This window comes from Micromonospora phytophila (assembly GCF_023656545.1).
In the GTDB taxonomy this organism is placed as follows: domain Bacteria; phylum Actinomycetota; class Actinomycetes; order Mycobacteriales; family Micromonosporaceae; genus Micromonospora; species Micromonospora phytophila.
The window spans coordinates 1-18231 of sequence record NZ_JAMOKF010000087.1; the positions used below are offsets into that span (position 1 = coordinate 1).

19 protein-coding genes and 1 pseudogene are annotated in these 18231 nt (G+C 72.7%); 9 read left to right on the forward strand and 11 right to left on the reverse strand.

Annotated elements, in window-relative coordinates:
• From NCC78_RS13440 to NCC78_RS13460, 6 genes and pseudogenes are all read right to left on the reverse strand, one after another.
• Window positions 1–184: pseudogene (locus NCC78_RS13440) on the reverse strand (hypothetical protein); the annotation flags it as partial.
• 98 nt (window positions 185–282) lie between these two features.
• Complete coding sequence (locus tag NCC78_RS13445) at window positions 283–603, reverse strand: DUF1416 domain-containing protein (protein WP_250794849.1); 321 nt, start codon at window positions 601–603, stop codon at window positions 283–285.
• A gap of 3 nt (window positions 604–606) precedes the next feature.
• Window positions 607–1455, reverse strand: coding sequence for a sulfurtransferase (locus tag NCC78_RS13450; protein WP_250794850.1), 849 nt, complete (start codon window positions 1453–1455; stop codon window positions 607–609).
• Between the two features lie 211 nt (window positions 1456–1666).
• On the reverse strand, window positions 1667–1744 hold the full coding sequence (locus NCC78_RS32525) for an Ms5788A family Cys-rich leader peptide (protein WP_310503780.1): 78 nt from the start codon (window positions 1742–1744) through the stop codon (window positions 1667–1669).
• A 212-nt stretch (window positions 1745–1956) separates the two neighbouring features.
• On the reverse strand, window positions 1957–2742 hold the full coding sequence (locus NCC78_RS13455; protein WP_250794851.1) for an LmeA family phospholipid-binding protein: 786 nt from the start codon (window positions 2740–2742) through the stop codon (window positions 1957–1959).
• Between the two features lie 105 nt (window positions 2743–2847).
• Window positions 2848–3909, reverse strand: a complete 1062-nt coding sequence (locus NCC78_RS13460; protein WP_250794852.1) for a hypothetical protein — start codon at window positions 3907–3909, stop codon at window positions 2848–2850.
• 246 nt (window positions 3910–4155) lie between these two features.
• Here NCC78_RS13460 and NCC78_RS13465 point away from each other — a divergent pair, with 246 nt between their 5' ends.
• The 7 genes from NCC78_RS13465 (at window position 4156) to pstB (ending at window position 11466) form a co-directional block, all read left to right on the forward strand.
• On the forward strand, window positions 4156–4875 hold the full coding sequence (locus NCC78_RS13465; RefSeq protein WP_250794853.1) for a winged helix-turn-helix transcriptional regulator: 720 nt from the start codon (window positions 4156–4158) through the stop codon (window positions 4873–4875).
• Window positions 4876–5023: 148 nt separating this feature from the next.
• Entirely contained in the window at window positions 5024–5908 is an 885-nt protein-coding gene (locus NCC78_RS13470) for a polysaccharide deacetylase family protein (protein WP_250794854.1), read from the forward strand.
• Between the two features lie 81 nt (window positions 5909–5989).
• Complete coding sequence (gene mshD / locus NCC78_RS13475; RefSeq protein ID WP_250794855.1) at window positions 5990–6916, forward strand: mycothiol synthase; 927 nt, start codon at window positions 5990–5992, stop codon at window positions 6914–6916.
• Between the two features lie 428 nt (window positions 6917–7344).
• Window positions 7345–8448, forward strand: coding sequence for a phosphate ABC transporter substrate-binding protein PstS (gene pstS, locus NCC78_RS13480; RefSeq protein WP_250794856.1), 1104 nt, complete (start codon window positions 7345–7347; stop codon window positions 8446–8448).
• A gap of 47 nt (window positions 8449–8495) precedes the next feature.
• Window positions 8496–9587, forward strand: a complete 1092-nt coding sequence (gene pstC / locus NCC78_RS13485; RefSeq protein WP_250794857.1) for a phosphate ABC transporter permease subunit PstC — start codon at window positions 8496–8498, stop codon at window positions 9585–9587.
• On the forward strand, window positions 9584–10669 hold the full coding sequence (gene pstA / locus NCC78_RS13490) for a phosphate ABC transporter permease PstA (protein ID WP_250794858.1): 1086 nt from the start codon (window positions 9584–9586) through the stop codon (window positions 10667–10669). The genes pstC and pstA overlap by 4 nt, the downstream gene beginning before the upstream one ends.
• 20 nt (window positions 10670–10689) lie before the next feature.
• Window positions 10690–11466 carry a phosphate ABC transporter ATP-binding protein PstB gene (pstB, locus tag NCC78_RS13495; RefSeq protein ID WP_250794859.1) on the forward strand — a complete coding sequence of 259 codons (777 nt, stop codon included), beginning with the start codon at window positions 10690–10692 and terminating at the stop codon, window positions 11464–11466.
• 97 nt (window positions 11467–11563) lie between these two features.
• Here the strand turns inward: pstB and NCC78_RS13500 are convergent, their stop codons facing one another.
• Window positions 11564–12397: an NUDIX hydrolase gene (locus NCC78_RS13500; RefSeq protein WP_250794860.1), complete on the reverse strand. Its 834-nt coding sequence runs from the start codon at window positions 12395–12397 to the stop codon at window positions 11564–11566.
• Window positions 12398–12468: 71 nt separating this feature from the next.
• Here NCC78_RS13500 and NCC78_RS13505 point away from each other — a divergent pair, with 71 nt between their 5' ends.
• Window positions 12469–13437, forward strand: coding sequence for a Gfo/Idh/MocA family protein (locus tag NCC78_RS13505; protein ID WP_250794861.1), 969 nt, complete (start codon window positions 12469–12471; stop codon window positions 13435–13437).
• A gap of 104 nt (window positions 13438–13541) precedes the next feature.
• On the opposite strand, the gene NCC78_RS13510 is transcribed toward NCC78_RS13505, so the two are convergent.
• The 3 genes from NCC78_RS13510 to NCC78_RS13520 form a co-directional block, all read right to left on the reverse strand.
• On the reverse strand, window positions 13542–14546 hold the full coding sequence (locus tag NCC78_RS13510; RefSeq protein WP_250794862.1) for an inorganic phosphate transporter: 1005 nt from the start codon (window positions 14544–14546) through the stop codon (window positions 13542–13544).
• Window positions 14547–14550: 4 nt separating this feature from the next.
• Window positions 14551–15177 (reverse strand): DUF47 domain-containing protein, encoded by a 627-nt coding sequence (locus NCC78_RS13515; RefSeq protein ID WP_250794863.1) that lies wholly within the window; start codon window positions 15175–15177, stop codon window positions 14551–14553.
• A 128-nt stretch (window positions 15178–15305) separates the two neighbouring features.
• The gene (locus NCC78_RS13520; RefSeq protein ID WP_250794864.1) at window positions 15306–16304 is read right to left on the reverse strand and encodes a PPK2 family polyphosphate kinase; all 999 of its coding nucleotides are present in this window, start codon (window positions 16302–16304) and stop codon (window positions 15306–15308) included.
• Between the two features lie 189 nt (window positions 16305–16493).
• Here NCC78_RS13520 and sigJ point away from each other — a divergent pair, with 189 nt between their 5' ends.
• On the forward strand, window positions 16494–17459 hold the full coding sequence (sigJ, locus tag NCC78_RS13525; protein ID WP_250794865.1) for an RNA polymerase sigma factor SigJ: 966 nt from the start codon (window positions 16494–16496) through the stop codon (window positions 17457–17459).
• A 10-nt stretch (window positions 17460–17469) separates the two neighbouring features.
• Here the strand turns inward: sigJ and NCC78_RS13530 are convergent, their stop codons facing one another.
• Window positions 17470–17976 (reverse strand): DUF402 domain-containing protein, encoded by a 507-nt coding sequence (locus tag NCC78_RS13530; RefSeq protein ID WP_250794866.1) that lies wholly within the window; start codon window positions 17974–17976, stop codon window positions 17470–17472.
• Window positions 17977–18231 lie beyond the last annotated feature (255 nt).

An 18231-nucleotide genomic window follows, 5' to 3' on the forward strand; every position in this document is an offset into this window, starting at 1 on the left:
CGGCCAGGGTGCGCTGCTCGCGCACCGTGGGCGGGTCGTCGCGCACCGACACCCAGGTGAGCGCCGCCAGCAGCACCGCCCACGCCACCGTGGCGGCGAGCAGCCAGCGCAGCCACCGCCGGGAGGAGGCCGGCTGACCCGGACCGGTCGGCGGGGCGTATCCCGTCTGGACGACACCGTTCACCGCGCCATCGTGTCACGCCCCGGCCCGCGCGCCGGAGACGGCCGTGGCCCACCACCCCGGCAAAGGGGCGGCGGGCCACGGGCCGGTCAGAGCGTGGGTCAGGCCACCGTCACGGCGACCTCGTTGATGCCCCGGGCGGCGGTCACGGCGGTGTCGCCGTTGCCGTGCCGGGAGAGCGCCCGCAGGGTCCAGGCGCCCGGCGCGGCGAAGAACCGGAACTGGCCGGCCGGGGAGGTGACCACCTCGGCGGTGAACTCACCGGTCGAGTCGAGCAGCCGGACGTACGCGCCCGGCACGGCCTCGCCCGACTCGGCCCTGACCAGGCCGGTGATGACGGTTTCCTTCTCCAGGTCCAGGCTGGCCGGCAGCGGCGCGGCCTGGTCGGGAGCGGCGCAACCCGCAGCGGTAGGAGCAGTCATGACTCAGGCCTCCCCGGGCTCGTCGCCGAGCGCCACCGGCACGCCGACCAGCGAGCCGTACTCGGTCCAGGATCCGTCGTAGTTCTTCACGTTGCGGTGGCCGAGCAGCTCCTGGAGCACGAACCAGGTGTGCGAGGAGCGCTCGCCGATGCGGCAGTACGCGATGGTCTCCCTGCCGTCGTCCAGCCCGGCGTCGGCGTAGATCCTGCGCAGCTCGTCGTCGGACTTGAAGGTGCCGTCCTCGTTGGCCGCCTTCGACCACGGCACGCTGATCGCGGTGGGGATGTGCCCGGCCCGCTGCGCCTGCTCCTGCGGCAGGTGGGCGGGGGCCAGCAGCCGGCCGGCGAACTCGTCGGGGCTGCGCACGTCGACCAGGTTCTTGGTGCCGATCGCGTCGACCACCTCGTCGCGGAAGGCGCGGATCGAGGTGTCTGGCTCCTGCGCGACGTACCGGGTCGCGGGGCGGCTGACCGCGTCCTTGACCAGCGGGCGGGCGTCCAGCTCCCACTTCTTGCGACCGCCGTCGAGCAGCTTGACGTCGCCGTGACCGTAGAGCTTGAAGTACCAGTACGCGTACGCGGCGAACCAGTTGTTGTTGCCGCCGTAGAGGACGACGGTGTCGTCGTTGCTGATCCCCCGCTCGGAGAGCAGCGCCTCGAACTGGCTCTTGTTGACGAAGTCCCGGCGGACCGGGTCCTGGAGGTCGGTCTTCCAGTCGAGCTTGATCGCGCCAGCGATGTGGCCGGTGTCGTAGGCCGAGGTGTCCTCGTCGACCTCGACGAAGACGACGCCCGGGGCGTCGAGGTTCTTCTCGGCCCACTCGGCCGAGACGAGTGCGGTGTCGCGACTCATCAGATCACTCCCTGGTGAGGATGGATGGTGAGCCAACGCGTGGAGATCGATGGAGGTGAATGTCGCACCCACGCGCGGGACCCATAGCTAGGAACGGATCACGGGTTCGTGCGACGGCGCCGCTGCCGGGCGTTCGGTGGGGGAGCACCGGGAGGGTACGCGGACCCTGGATGCCGATGGCTGCGTCAGGCAGCCGGGGACAGCCCCGCCGTCAGATGACGGGGCGACACAGGCAGGTGGCCACGCGGCACAGGTCGACCGCGCGCCGTTTGGTGAGGTGCGTCCCCATGAGCAGGGAGCCTACCAGCCGTCGTCGGGGACGCCACCGGTCCGACCAGCATCCGGGACGAGCCCCCGGGCCACCGGCATCGCCGGGACGAGCGCCAGTCCCCCGCCCCGACCACTGAGGACACCGCAGTGACCGGCGACTTCGCCACGCTGCCGATGCGGACGTACTCCTCGGGCAATGCAGGCCCGAGGAGTACGACGGCCGGCGGCGGCTCAGCCGGCGGAGTTGATCGGCACGTTCCTCGCGTCGGCGGTGACCGCGAGACCCTCGGGCAGCGGCCGGACCTCCCGGACGGCGAGCTGGAACGGCAGGTCGGGCAGGGGCACGTCGACCGAGATGCCGCGGGCGTAGTTGTTCAGCAGCGTGCGGGCCAGTGGCACGTTCGGCAGCCCCTCGGCGTTGAGGTCGTCGAAGCGGAGCGCGACCTGCCCCTCCTTGCCGACCGTGATGTCGGCGGTGCCGGTGACGGTGAGTCGCTGGCCGAGGATGTCGACCGGGGCGGTGACGGCGAGCTTTCCGCCCTGCTCACCGAGGGTCAGCCCGGGTCGGTCGAGCAGCTTGGCCAGGCTGTCGTAGCTGATGGTGCCGGTGCCGTTGACCGTCTCGGCGACCACGTCGCCCTGGCCGGAGCGGATGGTGTCCAGCGACGCGCGCACGTTGCGGGCGTCCACGTCGAGCTTCGGCAGCGCGACCGCGTCACCCCGCACCGAGCCCTGCACGTCGCGCAGCCCGATGGAGATGCGCTCGTACCGGCCGTCGAGCACCTGGGTGAGGAACGGGAAGCCGCCCACCTCGACCTCCGGCGACGAGGACTGCGCCCCCTGCTTGCTGACCTCCTGGGAGACCTGGTCGGCGATGGCGCGCTCGGCCACCCCGGCCGCCACCCGGTCGGCCGCGACCAGCAGCCCGCCCAGGATCAGGAGCAGGACGACGAGGGTGATGAGCACCTTGCGCCCACGTCGCCGGGGTCGCTCCTCGTACGTCTGCTCCTGCGCCACGCCGCCTCCTGTCTCCGGTCGCCGCCACTGCGGCGCCTCGTTGCTGCCGGTGCCGCGAAGCGGCCCAGGGGTGGTACCCGAACGGGGAAACCCTCAATCGCCGGGTCAGAGCACCAGCTTGCACATCGCGTACGCGGCCGGCGCGGCCAGGGCGAAGCCGCCGAGCGGGCCCTGCATGTGCCGGGCGACCCACATGGTCGGCGGCTCCCCCGCCATCAGCCGGCCCGCCTCGGCGTACCCCACGGCGAGGTCGGCCAGCACGGCGGTGACCGCCGCGACCAGCCCGATGATCGCGGCCTTGGTGGGCGTGAAGGGGGTGACCAGGTAGCTGCCGAGGAGCGCGCTGACCAGCGTGCCGACCATCGCGCCGACGACCACGCCGGCCGCGCCGCGGGGCACCTGGGGCGCCAGGCGCGGCCAGGGCGCCACCGCGTCGGTGAGCCGGGCGACGGTGAGCGCGACGCCGCTGGCGGTGAGGCAGACGGTGATCGCCTGGGTGCCCGCCGGGATCCGGCTGAGCACGATCAGGGTGGCGAAGGCGACGACGCCGACCACGATCAGCAGGGTGCTGCCGAGCGAGTCGGTCACCCGCACCCGGTCGACCCGGCGCACGAGCTGGCCGAGCACCCCGAGCAGGAAACCCCCGGCCGCGACGTACCCCAGCGGCGCGAGACCGGCGATCTGCGTCTGCACGGCGGCGGTGTCGGCCGCGACGGCGCCCGCGACGCTGACCAGGGCGACCAGCAGCAGCGCGGGCGGCCGGATGGCCATCGTCCAGGCCAGCACGAAGAGCAACTGGACGCCGAAGATGATGAACGCGAAGGGCAGCCGGTGCCCCGGGCCGGAGGTCTGCGCGCCGAGCACCAGGCCGACGCCGAGCAGGGCGGCGAACCCGGCGACGGTCAGCGCGAGCGGGCGGCGGACCTCGACCGGCTCCACCTCCTCCTCGACCGGCTCGGCGCCCGGCTCGTCGTCGGGCCGGCGGGCCGGCTCGCCGGAGCGGCGGGCGCGGCGGGGACCGCTCCGCTCCCGCCGTTCGCCGTCGTCATCCACGGCCGCGCCGGTGCGCGGCCCCGACGGCTGGCCGTGGGACGGGCCGGTGGGCCCGGGGCGGGGTCCGTCGGGCCACGGGTCGCGGCCGGTCTCGGGCGAGCTGGAGGAAAACACGCCCCGATCGTGCCAGACCGGCCGGCCGACGCGGAGGTCACGGTTTCGGCAACGTTAAAACCTGAGGCGCGATCAGGGGCAAGCCGGGCAAACAGGAAAGGGTACGGAGGTGAAGGCAGGGCGATCGGTTACGCTCAAGCCGTTACCCGCCCGTCAGCGACGCCGGGACCCACGCAAGTTCATCAGCGCCACACCCGCGTGCGGGGTGCCGCTGGTCGCGCGCGGCCGACGGCCGCCGGGACGGAGGTGATCGTGGAGATCCTGCTGCTGGTGACCGCACGCGCAGGCGAACCATCCGCAGTGCTGCCGGCACTCGACCTGTTGCCGCACTCGGTCCGCACCGCACCGCGCGACGTCCGCACCCTGGTCGCCGGCCCCAGCCCGGACGCGGTGCTCGTCGACGCCCGCTCCGAGCTGAGCGAGGCGCGGGCGACCTGCCGGATGCTGCACGCCACCGGGCTCGGGGTGCCGCTGGTCGCGGTGGTCACCGAGGCCGGGCTGATCGCCCTGAACGCGGACTGGGGCGTCGACGACGTCATCCTCGCCGCGGCCGGTCCCGCCGAGGTGGAGGCCCGACTGCGGCTCACGGTCGGCCGGCTGAGCAACGCGACCGCGGGCGCCGGGGGCTCGATCCGGGCCGGCGAGCTGACCATCGACCCGGACACCTACGCCGCCAAGCTCAAGGGTCGACCGCTCGACCTGACGTACAAGGAGTTCGAGCTGCTGAAGTTCCTGGCCCAGCACCCCGGCCGGGTCTTCACCCGCGACCAGCTGCTGCGCGAGGTCTGGGGCTACGACTACTTCGGCGGCACCCGGACGGTCGACGTGCACGTCCGGCGGCTGCGGGCCAAGCTCGGCTCCGAGTACGAGTCGATGATCGGCACGGTCCGCCAGGTGGGCTACAAGTTCGTCGTACCGCCCTCGCGATCGCTGCCGGACGCGGAGCACGCGCCGATCTCCGTCTGACCCCGCCCCATCCGGGGACTACCTCCCATATGCCCTTTTTGCGCCACTCGCCGGTTCTATTCTGACTGCCGGGTTTGACGGAGAAAGGGGCGGCGGTGCGCGCATCGAGCACGAGGGCGACGACGGGTCGGCAAGGACGGGGCCACTGATGCGGGCCGCCCCGGCCGCCCGCGCCGTCGGCATGATCACGCTGGTGGTGACCGCCCTGCTCGGGTCGGCGTACGCCCTGGGGCGCACCCTGGTCCCGGATCCACCGCGCTCCGACTCCAGGGTCACGACCAGCGCGGACGGCCCGCACTACGCCGACCAGCCGCCGGCGGACAACCCCCCGGAGCCCACGCCGCAGAACCCCGGAGGCGACCGGGGCGCCGGGCCCACCGAGACCGGACAGGACGGCTACCCCGCACCGTCCGGCCGGACCACGACGGATCCCCCGTTCCACACCCAGGACACCACCGGCACCCAGCAGGTCGCCCTGACCTTCGACGACGGACCCGACCCGCAGTACACCCCCCAGGTCCTCGCGGTGCTCAGGCAGCACCAGGTGAAGGCCACCTTCTGCGTGGTCGGCGAGAACGCCCGCAACCACCCCGACCTGATCCGGGAGATCGTGGCCGACGGGCACACCCTCTGCAACCACTCCTGGAACCACGACGTCGCCCTGGGCAAGCGGTCACCGGACGCGATCCGGGCCGACCTGCTGCGCACCAGCGAGGCGATCCGGGCGGCCGTGCCCGCCGCCCCGATCGCCTGGTACCGCCAGCCCGGCGGCGCCTGGACGTCCCGGGTGGTGACGGTGGCGGAGGAACTCGGGATGACCTCGCTGCACTGGACCGTGGACCCGTCGGACTGGCGGGCCCCGGGGGCCGGCCGGATCGCCGCGACGGTCGTCACCGGCGTCGAACCCGGTTCGGTGGTGCTGCTGCACGACGCCGGCGGTGACCGGCAGGGCACGGTCGACGCGCTGCACCGCATCCTGCCGGACCTGACCAGCCGGTTCCAGGTGGAGGCGCTGCCCAACGGCGCGACGTGAGCCGGGGCGCCGCGTGGCCGGCGGCACGACGACGTCGGCGGGCCGGGCCGCCCCGCCGACCGGCGCGACTACGGTGACCGCATGAGCAGCGCCGAACCGACCAGCGACCGGGTCGCCCGGACCGACCGACTCAGCCCGACGGAGGTCGCCGACGTACTGATCCTCGCCCGCGCCGCCGGCGACGCCGACGGCGCGGACCCGTTCGACGAGCACGTGCTGCTCCGGCTGCGGGACGCCGACGCCCCCGCCGTGCACCTCACCGCCCGAACCGACGACGGCGCCCTGACCGGGTACGCCCACCTGGACACCACCGACGCGGCGACCGGAACCGGGGTGGAGCTCGCGGTGCATCCGGCGTACCGGCGGCGCGGCACGGGACGGGCGCTGGCCCGGGGGGTGCTGGCGGCGGCCGGCGGCCCGCTGCGGGTCTGGGCGCACGGCGACCACCCCTCGGCGGCCGCGCTCGCCGTCGACCTGGGCTTCCATCGGGCCCGGGTGCTCTGGCAGATGCGCCGGCCGCTGACCGCCCCGATCCCCGAGCCGCGGCTGCCCGAGGGGGTGACGCTGCGGGCCTTCCGGCCGGGTGACGACGACGAGGCCTGGCTGGCGCTCAACGCGCGGGCCTTCGCCGCGCACCCGGAGCAGGGCCGCTGGTCCCCCGCCGACCTGCGGGTCCGCCTCACCGAACCGTGGTTCGACCCGGCCGGCTTCCTGCTCGCCGCCGAGGAGTCCACCGGTCGGCTGCTCGGCTTCCACTGGACGAAGGTGCACGAGCGCCCCGGATCGGCCCGGATCGGCGAGGTCTACGTGCTCGGCGTGGACCCGTCCGCGCACGGCAGCGGGCTGGGCAAGGCGCTGACCGCGGCCGGGCTGGCACACCTGCGGGACCGGCGGGGGCTGGACCGGGTGATGCTCTACGTCGACGAGTCGAACACCGGCGCGGTGGCGCTCTACGAGCGGCTCGGCTTCGCGCGCTGGTCGGCGCACGTCAACTACCAGTCGGGCTGAGGCGGACGCGCGGCGGACGACCGCCGGGCCGGGCCCGTCCCGACGGGGCATCGCCGGTCTCGGTCACCCGCCGCTGCCCGAAGTGCTGCGCGAGCGGGTGGCCGCGGCGGTGGCCCGGCTCGCCTGACCGGTCCGCCGCCGGGTCCGGTCCGCCGCCGGTCACCGCGCGATAACGGGCCCGCATCGGCGCGATAACAGCGTACGCGGAAAAATACCCATACTTCCCGACAGCGGCACCCGAGTTCACTTAACGGACAACTCGCCCTCGGCGAGCGGTCACCGGGGAGGCCGCACCTGTTCACCTTCCGTTCACGTGCGACCGGCGAACCGGCTACCTGGCGCTCCTAGCTTTTGCACCAGCCGGTCAGCGCCGGCATCCCGGGCCCCGGCTCCGGGCGACCAGTCAGACGTGAAGGGAAACCCCTCAGGTGAAGCTCCAGCGGCACGGCACTCTCGCCTGCCTCGCTCTTACCGCGACGCTCGCTCTCAGTGCATGCGGCTCGGACAACAACGAGGCCGCCAGCCCGTCGGCCTCCGGATCGTCCGCCGCGGTTGACTGCGCCACCGGCACGCTGAACGCCCAGGGTTCGTCGGCGCAGAAGAACGCCATGGCCGAGTGGATCAAGGCGTACCAGCAGAAGTGCCAGGGCACCACGATCAACTACGAGCCGTCCGGCTCGGGTGCCGGCATCCAGGCCTTCATCGCGGGCACCGCCGACTTCGCCGGCTCGGACTCCGCCCTGAAGGAGGAGGAGCAGCCGAAGGCCGACGCCAAGTGCGTCACCGGCAAGGCGATCAACCTGCCGATGGTCATCGGCCCGGTGGCCGTCGCCTACAACCTGACCGGCGTGGAGAACCTCCAGCTCAAGCCGGCCACCCTGGCGAAGATCTTCGCCGGCAAGGTCACCAAGTGGGACGACGCGGCGATCAAGGCCGACAACCCGGGTGCCACCCTGCCGGCCACCACGATCCAGACGGTGCACCGCTCGGACTCCTCCGGCACCACCGACAACTTCACCGACTTCCTCGCCAAGACCTCGGAGGCCGACTGGACCTTCGGCAAGGCCAAGGAGTGGAAGGCCCCGGGCGGCACCGGCGCCAAGGGCTCGGACGGCGTGGCCAGCCGGGTCAAGGGTGCCCAGGGCACCATCGGCTACATGGAGTGGTCGTTCGCCGAGAACGCTGGCCTGGGCATCGCCAAGATCGGTAACGGTGCGGGCGAGTTCGCCGAGCTGACCGCCGAGTCCGCCGGCAAGACCATCGCCGGCGCCGAGATCACCGGCCAGGGCGACGACCTCAAGATGAAGATCGACTACAACACCAAGGAGGCCGGGGCCTACCCGATCGTCCTGGTGACCTACGAGATCGCCTGCTCCAAGGGCATCGCCGCCGACAAGCTCCCGCTGGTCAAGAGCTTCCTCGGCTACACCGCCAGCAGCGCGGGCCAGAGCGCGCTGACCGAGCTGGGCTACGCCCCGCTGCCGGAGACGGTCCGCACCAAGGTCGAGGCCGCGGTCAAGAACCTCTCCTGAGCCGACCCTGACCGCCACCACCACCTCAACTCGAAGCGAGCGAGCAGATGGGTGAATCCCCTCCCCGCTCGGCCGACGCCGGCACCGGCGGGACCCGCGTGACCCAGAGTCACGACGGGCCCGCCGGTGCCTCGGCGCGTGTGGCCGAGGCACCAGTCAGCACCCGTACCCCGGGCGGAGCCGGGCTGGGCGGCGGCGGCGCGCTGCCGCGGGCCCGGGCGTTCGGCGCCGAACGGGCCTTCCGCGGCCTCACCCTGGCCGCCGGCACCGCCGTCCTGGTCATCATCGCGGCGATCGCGGTCTTCCTGATCGCCAAGGCGGTCCCGGCCCTGCGCGCCAACACGGTGAACTTCTGGACCTTCGAGGGCTGGTTCCCGAACGACCCGGAACCGAAGTTCGGCATCGGCGCGCTCGCGTTCGGCACCGTGCTCAGCTCCGTGATCGCGCTGCTGCTGGCGGTGCCGGTGGCGCTGGGCATCGCGCTCTACCTGTCGCACTACGCGCCGCGCCGGCTGGGCACCGCCCTCGGCTTCCTGATCGACCTGCTCGCCGCCGTGCCGAGCGTGGTCTTCGGGCTCTGGGGCCGGGACTACTTCTCCGGCCCGGTCGCCGACTTCTCCGCCTGGCTGAACACGTACTTCAGCTGGATCCCGATCTTCGGCGGGGACGGGCCGTTCGGGGCGTCGATCCTGCTCGGCTCCCTGGTACTGGCGATCATGGTGCTGCCGATCATCACCTCGCTCTCCCGCGAGGTGTTCCTGCAGACCCCCACCGCCAACGAGGAGGCGGCGCTCGCCCTGGGCGCCACCCGCTGGGAGATGCTGCGCACCGCGGTGCTGCCCTACGGACGCCCCGGCATCATCGCCGCGGTGATGCTCGGCCTGGGCCGGGCGCTCGGCGAGACCATCGCCCTGGCGCTGACCCTCGGCATCACCTTCAACATCTCGGTCAACCTGATCGAGAACGGCGGCAACACCATCGCCGCCAACATCGCCAACGCGTTCGGCGAGGCGAACGAGACCGGTCGGGGCGCGCTGATCGCCTCCGGTCTGGTCCTCTTCGCCATCACGCTGATCGTCAACATCACGGCGCGGGCGATCATCTACCGCCGCCGGGAGTTCACGGAGTCGGCCGCATGAGCACCGTCACCACCCACCGCCCCCGTCCGCCGGTCCAGCCGACGACCCTGCTGGCCCGGCGGCTGCCGAAGTACGCCGCGCCCGCCGTCGCGCTGGCCGCCCTGCTGCTCGCCGCCGCGATCGTCTACGGCGCCGGCATCGGCGGCCCGGCCCTCGTCGTGGTCATCGGCGCGCTGCTCTACCTGGCCGGCCTCTTCGCCGCCGCGAACGCGGTCGAGGGGCGCCGGTCGGCCCGCAACCGCACCTGGAGCGCCCTGATCCACTCGGCGTTCGTGCTGGCCGTGCTGCCGCTGGCGTCGGTGGTCTGGACGCTGGTCAGCAAGGGAACCGAGCGGCTCGACGCCAACTTCTTCGGCACCTCGATGAACAACATCGGCGCCCGGGACCCGGAGGGCGGGGCGTACCACGCGATCATCGGGACGCTGGAGCAGGTCGGCATCGCCACCCTCATCACCGTCCCGCTGGGCATCCTCTGCGCCATCTACATCGTCGAGTACGGGCGGGGGCGCTTCGCCTTCGCGATCCGGTTCTTCGTGGACGTGATGACGGGCATCCCGTCGATCGTCTCCGGCCTGTTCGTGCTGGCGTTCTGGGTGCTGATCGTGTCGCCGTGGTTCAACGACGGCCGGCCGGGCTTCTCCGGCTTCGCCGCCGCGCTCGCCCTCGGCGTGCTGATGCTCCCCACCGTCGTCCGTTCCACCGAGGAGATGCTGCGTCTCGTCCCGGCGCCGCTGCGCGAGGGCGCGTACGCCCTCGGCGTGCCGAAGTGGAAGACCATCCTGCGGGTCGTGCTGCCGACCGCGCTGCCGGGCATCGTCACCGGTGTCATGCTCGCCATCGCCCGCGCGGCCGGCGAGACCGCCCCGGTGCTGCTCGTCGCCGGCGGTGGCGCGGCGATCAACTTCGACCCCTTCGAGAACAACCAGTCGTCGCTGGCCCTCTTCGTCTACCAGCAGGCCGGTGACGCGTCGAGGTACGCGCCGGCGCGGGCGTGGACCGCGGCTCTCACCCTGGTCGCCCTCGTGCTGATCCTGACGATCGCGGCGAAGCTGCTGGCCCGTCGCAACCGGCTCGGCCGATGAACCCCGGAGGTACCACCACCATGGCCAAGCGCATCGAAGCCTCGAACGTCACCGCCTACTACGGCAACTTCAAGGCGATCGAGAACATCAACCTGACCGTCGAGCCCAAGACGGTGACCGCCCTGATCGGCCCGTCCGGCTGCGGCAAGTCCACCTTCCTGCGGTCGATCAACCGGATGCACGAGGTGCTGCCGGGCGCCCGCGTCGAGGGCAGCCTCACGATCGACGACCAGGACATCTACCAGCGGGACGTGGACGTCACCGCGGTCCGACGCATGATCGGCATGGTCTTCCAGCGGCCCAACCCGTTCCCCACCATGAGCATCTTCGAGAACGTGGTGGCCGGGCTGCGGCTCAACGGGATCCGGAAGAAGTCGATCCTGGACGAGGCGGCCGAGAAGGCGCTCCGCTCGGCGAACCTCTGGGACGAGGTGAAGGACCGGCTGGCCAAGCCCGGCGCGGGCCTCTCCGGCGGTCAGCAGCAGCGCCTCTGCATCGCCCGGACGATCGCCGTCGAGCCGCAGGTGGTGCTGATGGACGAGCCCTGCTCGGCGCTCGACCCGATCTCCACGCTGGCCATCGAGGACCTGATGTTCCAGCTCAAGGACAAGTTCACCATCATCATCGTCACCCACAACATGCAGCAGGCCGCGCGGGTGTCGGACCGGACCGCCTTCTTCTCGATCGAGAAGACCGGCGACCCGGGCCGCCTGATCGAGTACGACAACACCCAGAGGATCTTCAGCAACCCGAGCGTGAAGAAGACCGAGGACTACATCACCGGCCGCTTCGGCTGACCCGCGCGCCACGGGCCCCGCACTTTCCCGGAAAGAGTGGTCATTCCCCACGGAATGGCCACTCTTTCCCTGTTCGAGGGGCGCCGGGCCGAGGGGCTCAGGTGAGGAGGAAGCGGGGTTCGTCGTCGTCGGGCAGGTCGAGGCGGGGGGTGACCGGGGTGGCGGCGTCGCGGGTGGCCGCCGCGCGGGCCACGCCGGCCAGGTCGCTGGCGGCGGCGACCTGGGTGAGGGTCACCAGGGTCGGCGGCAGCATGGTCAGCTCGCCGGCCTCGGCCCGGGCGCGGGCGTCCGCCGGGCGGATCCACAGGGTGTGGTCGGCCTCGCCGGAGACGTCCCGGGTCCGCTGCCCCTCCGGCAGCAACGCCACGAAGAAGTACGTGTCGAAGCGGCGCGGCTCGAACTCCGGGGTGATCCACCGGCTCCACGGCAGCAGCAGGTCCGAACGGAGGGTCAGCCCGCGCCGGGCGAGCAGGTCGGCGAAGCCGCCCCGGCGCTGCTCCAGCGCCACCCGGGCGGCCTCCCAGTCGTCGCCGCTGACGTCGCCCACCACGGTCGCCGCGTCCGGGCCGGCGAGCAGCACGCCGGCCTCCTCGAAGACCTCCCGCGCGGCGGCGCAGACGACGGCCTGGGCGGCGTCCGGGGCGACGCCCAGCCGCTCGCCCCAGCCGGCCGGCGTCGGGCCGGCCCACTCCAGGTGCGCCTGCGAGTCCGACGGGTCGACGCCGCCGCCGGGGAAGGCGTACATCCCGCCGAAGGTCATCGCGGCGACCCGGCGGATCAGGTACACCTCGAAGTCGTCGCCGGCCGGGCGGAGCAGCAGCACGGTGGCCGCGACCCGGGGCACGGCCGGCACGCCGCCCTCGGCGCGGAACCGGCGCGCGTGCTCCACCAGCGCCGGCGGTGCGGGGAAGCCGTGGCCGTCGATCGTCATGCGGCGAGCCTAGTTCCCGACCGCTGGATCGCCCGCCCTGCGGTCCGGTGATCTTCGCTAGCGTTGCCGCCATGACTCGTTGGGGCATCCTGGCCACCGGCCACATCGCCGGCCGCTTCGCCGAAGACCTCCGGCTGGTGCCGGGGGCCGAACTGGTCGCGGTCGGCTCCCGGACCGCCGAGAGCGCGCAGCGGTTCGCGCGCCGGCACGGCGTGCCGCGGGCGTACGCCTCCTGGGCGGAACTGGCCGCGGACGCCGACCTGGACGTCGTCTACGTCGCCACCCCGCACGCCGCGCACCACGAGGCGGCCCTGACCTGCCTGACGGCCGGCCGGGCGGTGCTGCTGGAGAAGCCGTTCACGCTCGACCTGGCGACCAGCGCCGAGCTGGTCGAGACCGCCCGCGCGGCCGGGGTCTTCCTGATGGAGGCCATGTGGATGCGGACGAACCCGCTCATCCGGCGGGTCTGCGAGCTGGTCGCCGACGGGGCGATCGGCGCGGTGACCGGCGTGCGGGCCGACTTCGGGGCGGCCGGGCCGTTCCCGCCGGAGCACCGGATGCGGGCCCGGACCCTCGGCGGCGGCGCCCTGCTCGACCTCGGCGTCTATCCGGTGAGCCTGGCCCACCTGCTGCTCGGGGTGCCCGACCACGTCCGGTCCTGGGCGAAGCTGAGCCCGGAGGGCGTGGACGAGAACACCGGCATCGTCCTCGGGTACGACTCGGGCGCGCTCGCCACGCTGAGCTGCGGCATGGTGGGGGCCACCCCGCTGGGGGCCTCGATCACCGGCACCACCGGCCGGATCGACCTGCCCGAGCCGTTCTTCCGCCCGGGCTCGGTGACCCTGCACCGGGCCGGCGCGGAGCCGGAGACGGTCGAGGCCGACCTGACCGGCGGGGGCTACCAGTACGAGGCCGCCGAGGTCCAGCGCTGCCTCGCCGCGGTCCTGACGGAGAGCCCCCTGGTCCCTCACTCCGCCACCCTGGAGGTCATGGCCCTGCTGGACGCGATCCGCGCCCAGATCGGCGTGAGCTACTCCTGACCCCGCAACGCGGAGATCCGCGCGACCTCCCGGATGTCGCTGCCTCCCGTGTCGCGAGGCGGCGGCTCCGACGAGGTCGCGCGGATCCCGGACTAGCGGGCCGGTCAGGTGAACAGGGGACGGACCAGGAAGTACATCAGGGCGCCGATGGAGCCGGCGGCCGGGAAGGTCAGGATCCAGGCCCCGATGATGTTGCCGGCCACGCCCCACCGGACGGCGGAGAGCCGCTTGGTGGCGCCGACACCCATGATCGCCGAGGTGATGGTGTGGGTGGTCGAGATCGGGGCACCGAGGACCAGCGCGTTGAAGTAGAGCACCGAGCTGGCGACGGTCTCGGCCGCGAAACCCTCCGGCGGCCGCAGGTCGATGATCTTGCGACCCAGGGTCCGGATGATCCGCCAGCCACCGGCGTACGTGCCGGCGGCGAGCACGGCGGCCGAGGTCCAGAACGCCCACTCCGGGATGCTCTTCGGGTTGTCCTGGTAGCCGCCGACGTAGAGGGCGAGCACCACGATGCCGATGGTCTTGGCGGCGTCCTGCATACCGTGGCCGACCGACATGGCCGCGGCGGACACCGTCTGCGCCCAGCGGAAGCCCCGGTTGAGCCGGCCCGGGTGCCCCTTCCGGAAGATCCACTGCACGGCGATCATCACGATGTAGCCGAGCAGGAAGCCGACCATCGGCGACAGCACCATCGGGATGATGACGCTCTCCCCGATGCCGGTCCAGAGCACCGTGCCGGAGGCGGCGATGGTGGAGCCGACCAGGCCGCCGATCAGCGCGTGCGACGAGGACGACGGCAGACCGAAGTACCAGGTGATCAGGTTCCAGACGATCGCGCCGATCACCCCGGCGAAGACGATGCCGAGGCTCGCCGTGCCGGTGGGTAGTTTCACCAGGCCGCTGCCGACGGTCTTGGCCACCTCGGCGCCGAAGTGCGCGCCGATGAAGTTGCCGACCGCCGCCATGGCCAGGGCCACCCGGGGTGTCAGCGCCCGGGTGGAGATGCTGGTCGCGATCGCGTTGGCGGCGTCGTGGAAGCCGTTGGTGTAGTCGAACGCCAACGCCACCGCGATCACCGCCAGCACGGCGATGAGTTCGGGGCTCACAGGATCAGGACTCCTTGACCGCGATGGTCTCGACGGTGTTGGCCACGTGCTCGAAGGCGTCGCAGGCGGCCTCCAGCTCGTCGGCGACCTCCTTCATCTTCAGTACGGTCAACGCGTCGTACTCGCCGGAGAAGAGGCGGACCAGCAGCATCCGGTACGCCTGGTCGCCCTCGTTCTCCAGCCGGTTGCACTCGATCCAGTAGTCCTCGAGGTCCTTCATCGACCTCAGTCGCGGCATCGCCTCGGCGGTCAGCTTCGCCTGCAGGTCGAGGACGTTGACCAGCTCGTGCATCTCCCGGGGGAGCGAGGGGAGCTTGGTCAGGCCGTAGAGGTAGAGCAGGTTGCCCACCGCCTCCAGGTGGTCCATCACGTCGTCGAGCAGCGAGCCCAGACGGTAGATGTCCTCCCGGTCGAACGGGGTGATGAAGGTCGAGTTGATCTTCTTGTACAGCTCGTGGGTGATCTGGTCGCTGTCGTGCTCGACCTCGGTCAGCCGCTCGCTCACCGACTGCACCTCGACTCCGGGCAGGGCCAGCTCGTTCAGCAGTTCGGTGCCCTTCACCAGGTTCTGCGCGGCCCTGGTGAAGAGCTCGTAGAAGGCGCCCTCGTTCGGGCGGAAGGAAAACTTCACAGCACGGACCTCGTCGTGTCGGTGGAAGGGTGCGGCCGCCCCGGTGGGTGCCCGCCTGGGAATGCTAGGAAACGGCGAAAGCACGAATTCGGCGGCCTCCCCCTGGCCAGGCCGCATTCACCGGTCGTTCACCTGCCGTTCACCTTCGTCGTTCCCTCGGATCCCAGTAGCCGCTCCCGTTCGTGCCGTACGTCGAAACCGGCAGGCGGATACCCGAGATGGAGGGTGTCGAACGTCTCTCGCAGCAGGTGGGCCACCGCCCAGTCCCGGTACCACTTCCGGTCGGCCGGCACCACGTACCAGGGCGCGGCGTCCGTGGCGCACCGCCTCAACGCCTCGGCGTACGCGGCCTGGTAATCGTCCCAGCGGGCCCGGGCGTCGATGTCCGACGGGTTGTACTTCCAGTGCTTGCGCGGGTCGGTCAGCCGCTCCAGCAGCCGCTCGCCCTGCTCGGCGTGGGAGATGTGCAGCATGACCTTGACCAGGGCCACCCCGTCGTCGGCCAACTCCCGCTCGAACGCGTTGATCTCGTCGTACCGGGCCTGCCAGACCGGCTGCGGGACCAGCGACTCCACCCGGGCCACCAGCACGTCCTCGTAGTGCGAGCGGTTGAACACCCCCACGTACCCCGGCGGCGGCAGCGCCCGCCGGATCCGCCACAGGAAGTCGTGCCGCAGCTCCTCGTCGGTGGGCGGGCCGAACGAGCGGATGTGCAGGCCGAGGGGGTTCATGGCACCGGCGACCCGCTTGACCGTGCCGTCCTTGCCGCCGCAGTCCATCGCCTGGAGCACCATCAGCAGCCGGTGCCCGGCACCCGCGCCGGCCCGGCTCCCCGCGGCGGTCCCCGACGCCCCGCCGTCCACGGCGGCGGGGCCGCCCGCCTGCCGGGCCTTCGCGTCGGCGAAGAGCATCTCCTGCTGCCGGCCCAGTTCGGCGCCGACCAGCTCGACCTGGGCGCGGGCCCACTCCTTGCGGTGTTCCCCGGTCACCTCGGCGGCGGGCAGGCCGGGCGTCGACCGGGGATCGATCGACGCGAGGTCGACCGGCCGGCCGGGCGTCACCCGCAGCAGCTCCCGCATCGTCGCGCCGACCGGGTCCACGACGTCCGCTTCCTCGGCTGCACTCATCCCCGGATCATCACCCACCCTGTCCAGGACCGCTCGCCGAGCGACCCCGCCGGGCTCGACCGTCGACGGGGCGCGATCGACCGGCGACCCGGCGCATGTGTCACGTTCGGGGTGCCCGGATCGTCCTGACGGCGGGAGAATGTGCGGCGGTCGGCGCGCGACGGGGCCGCCGGCAGGGAGGAGACGGTGGTGCCGGATCTGGCGACGGAGTTCGAGGCCGAACGGGGGCGGCTGCTGGCGGTCGCGTACCGGATGCTGGGCAGCCGCAGCGAGGCCGAGGACGCCGTGCAGGAGACCTGGCTGCGGTACGCGGGCGCGCTCGCCGACCCGGCGGCCCGCGCCGAGATCCGGCACCTGGGCGCCTGGCTCACCACCACCTGCGCGCGGATCTGCCTGGACGTGCTCCGCTCGGCCCGGGTGCGCCGGGAGGCGTACCCCGGCCAGTGGCTGCCCGAGCCGGCGGTGACCCCGCTCGACGAGGGCCCCCGCACCGACGGCTTCGCGCCCGACCCGGCCGAACGGGCGGTCCGCACCGACCAGGTCGGCACCGCCCTGCTGGTGGTGCTGGAACGGCTCGCGCCGGAACAACGGGTCGCGTTCGTCCTGCACGACGTCTTCGCCGTCCCGTTCACCCGGATCGCCGAGGTGCTCGGCACCACCGACGTCGCCGCCCGGCAGCTGGCCTCGCGGGCCCGTCGGGCGGTCAACGCGCCGGAGACGCCCCGGCACACCGCCGACCCCGCCGAGCAGCGCCGGGTGGTCGCCGCCTTCGTCGCCGCCGCCGAGTCCGGCGAGCTGGACGAGCTGGTGCAGGTGCTCGCCCCGGACGTGGTGCTGATCGGCGACAGCGGCGGCCACTTCCCGGCAGCCCGCCGCCCGGTGGTCGGCGCCGACCCGGTGGGCCGCTTCGTCCTCGGCCTCTTCGGCCGGGCCGGCAAGTACGCCGCCGATCTGCGGGCCCGGCCGGTGCTCGTCGACGGGGTGCTCGGGCTGCAACTGGAGACGGTGCACTCCGACGGCCGGCCGCTGCGGCTGGTGTGCGCGTTCGCGGTGGACCGGGGCCGGGTGACCGGGATCTTCAACCAGCTCAACCCGGAAAAGGTGCGCGACGTGCCACCGCTCGGCGCACAGGACGTCTGGCTGCCGCGCCGGTGACGCCCCCGGCTCAGACCACCAGCGCCAACCACTTCCGGTACGAGGTGGCGAACGGCTCGGTGCCGTCGCCGAGCGCGCCGAGGAGCCACCGGGCCGCCGCCTCGGCCTCGACCACCACCTCGTCGGGGTAGCCGAACCGGGCCCGGTGCTCGGCGAACTCGTCCTCGTCGCGCAACTCGACCGCGCCGGTGGCCCGGCGGCGCACCACGTCCAGGTCGAGGTCGATCAGGTGGACGGTGTCGTCGTTCTCCCAGCGGGCCGGGCTGGCGATGTCGCAGTAGACCTCGCTGGTCCGCGGCGGCGGGTTGAACATGCCGGTCCACCAGGCGTGCCGGGGCACCAGGAGCACGAACGGGATCTGCTCGACCGAGGGCCGGCCGTGGTAGACGGACTTCGTACCGGCCGTTACGCCGAGCCAGACGCCGAGGTCGTCCTCCGCCAGCCGGCGGGCCGGGTAGTCGCGGTGGGCGCTGCCGTCGTACTTGCGGTAGATCACACGGACCACGTCGCTCGGCATGATTCGCACCCTAACCGATACCGCCCGTCCGTCGCCGCACGGAAGTAACCGGACGCGGCCGGTGGGATTCCGTACCGTGACGCCGCCACGCGCCGGATCGGCGCGGTCGGTGTCGGCGCCGACGGGTACCGTCGCACGGTGACTCCGCCCCGCACCGCCACCGGTTCCGCCACCCCGTCGCCCCGCACCGGCGGCCGGCGGCGGGGGGCCCGACCGACCGGGGCCGAGCTGCTCGCCGCGGCGGTCGGCGCGGTG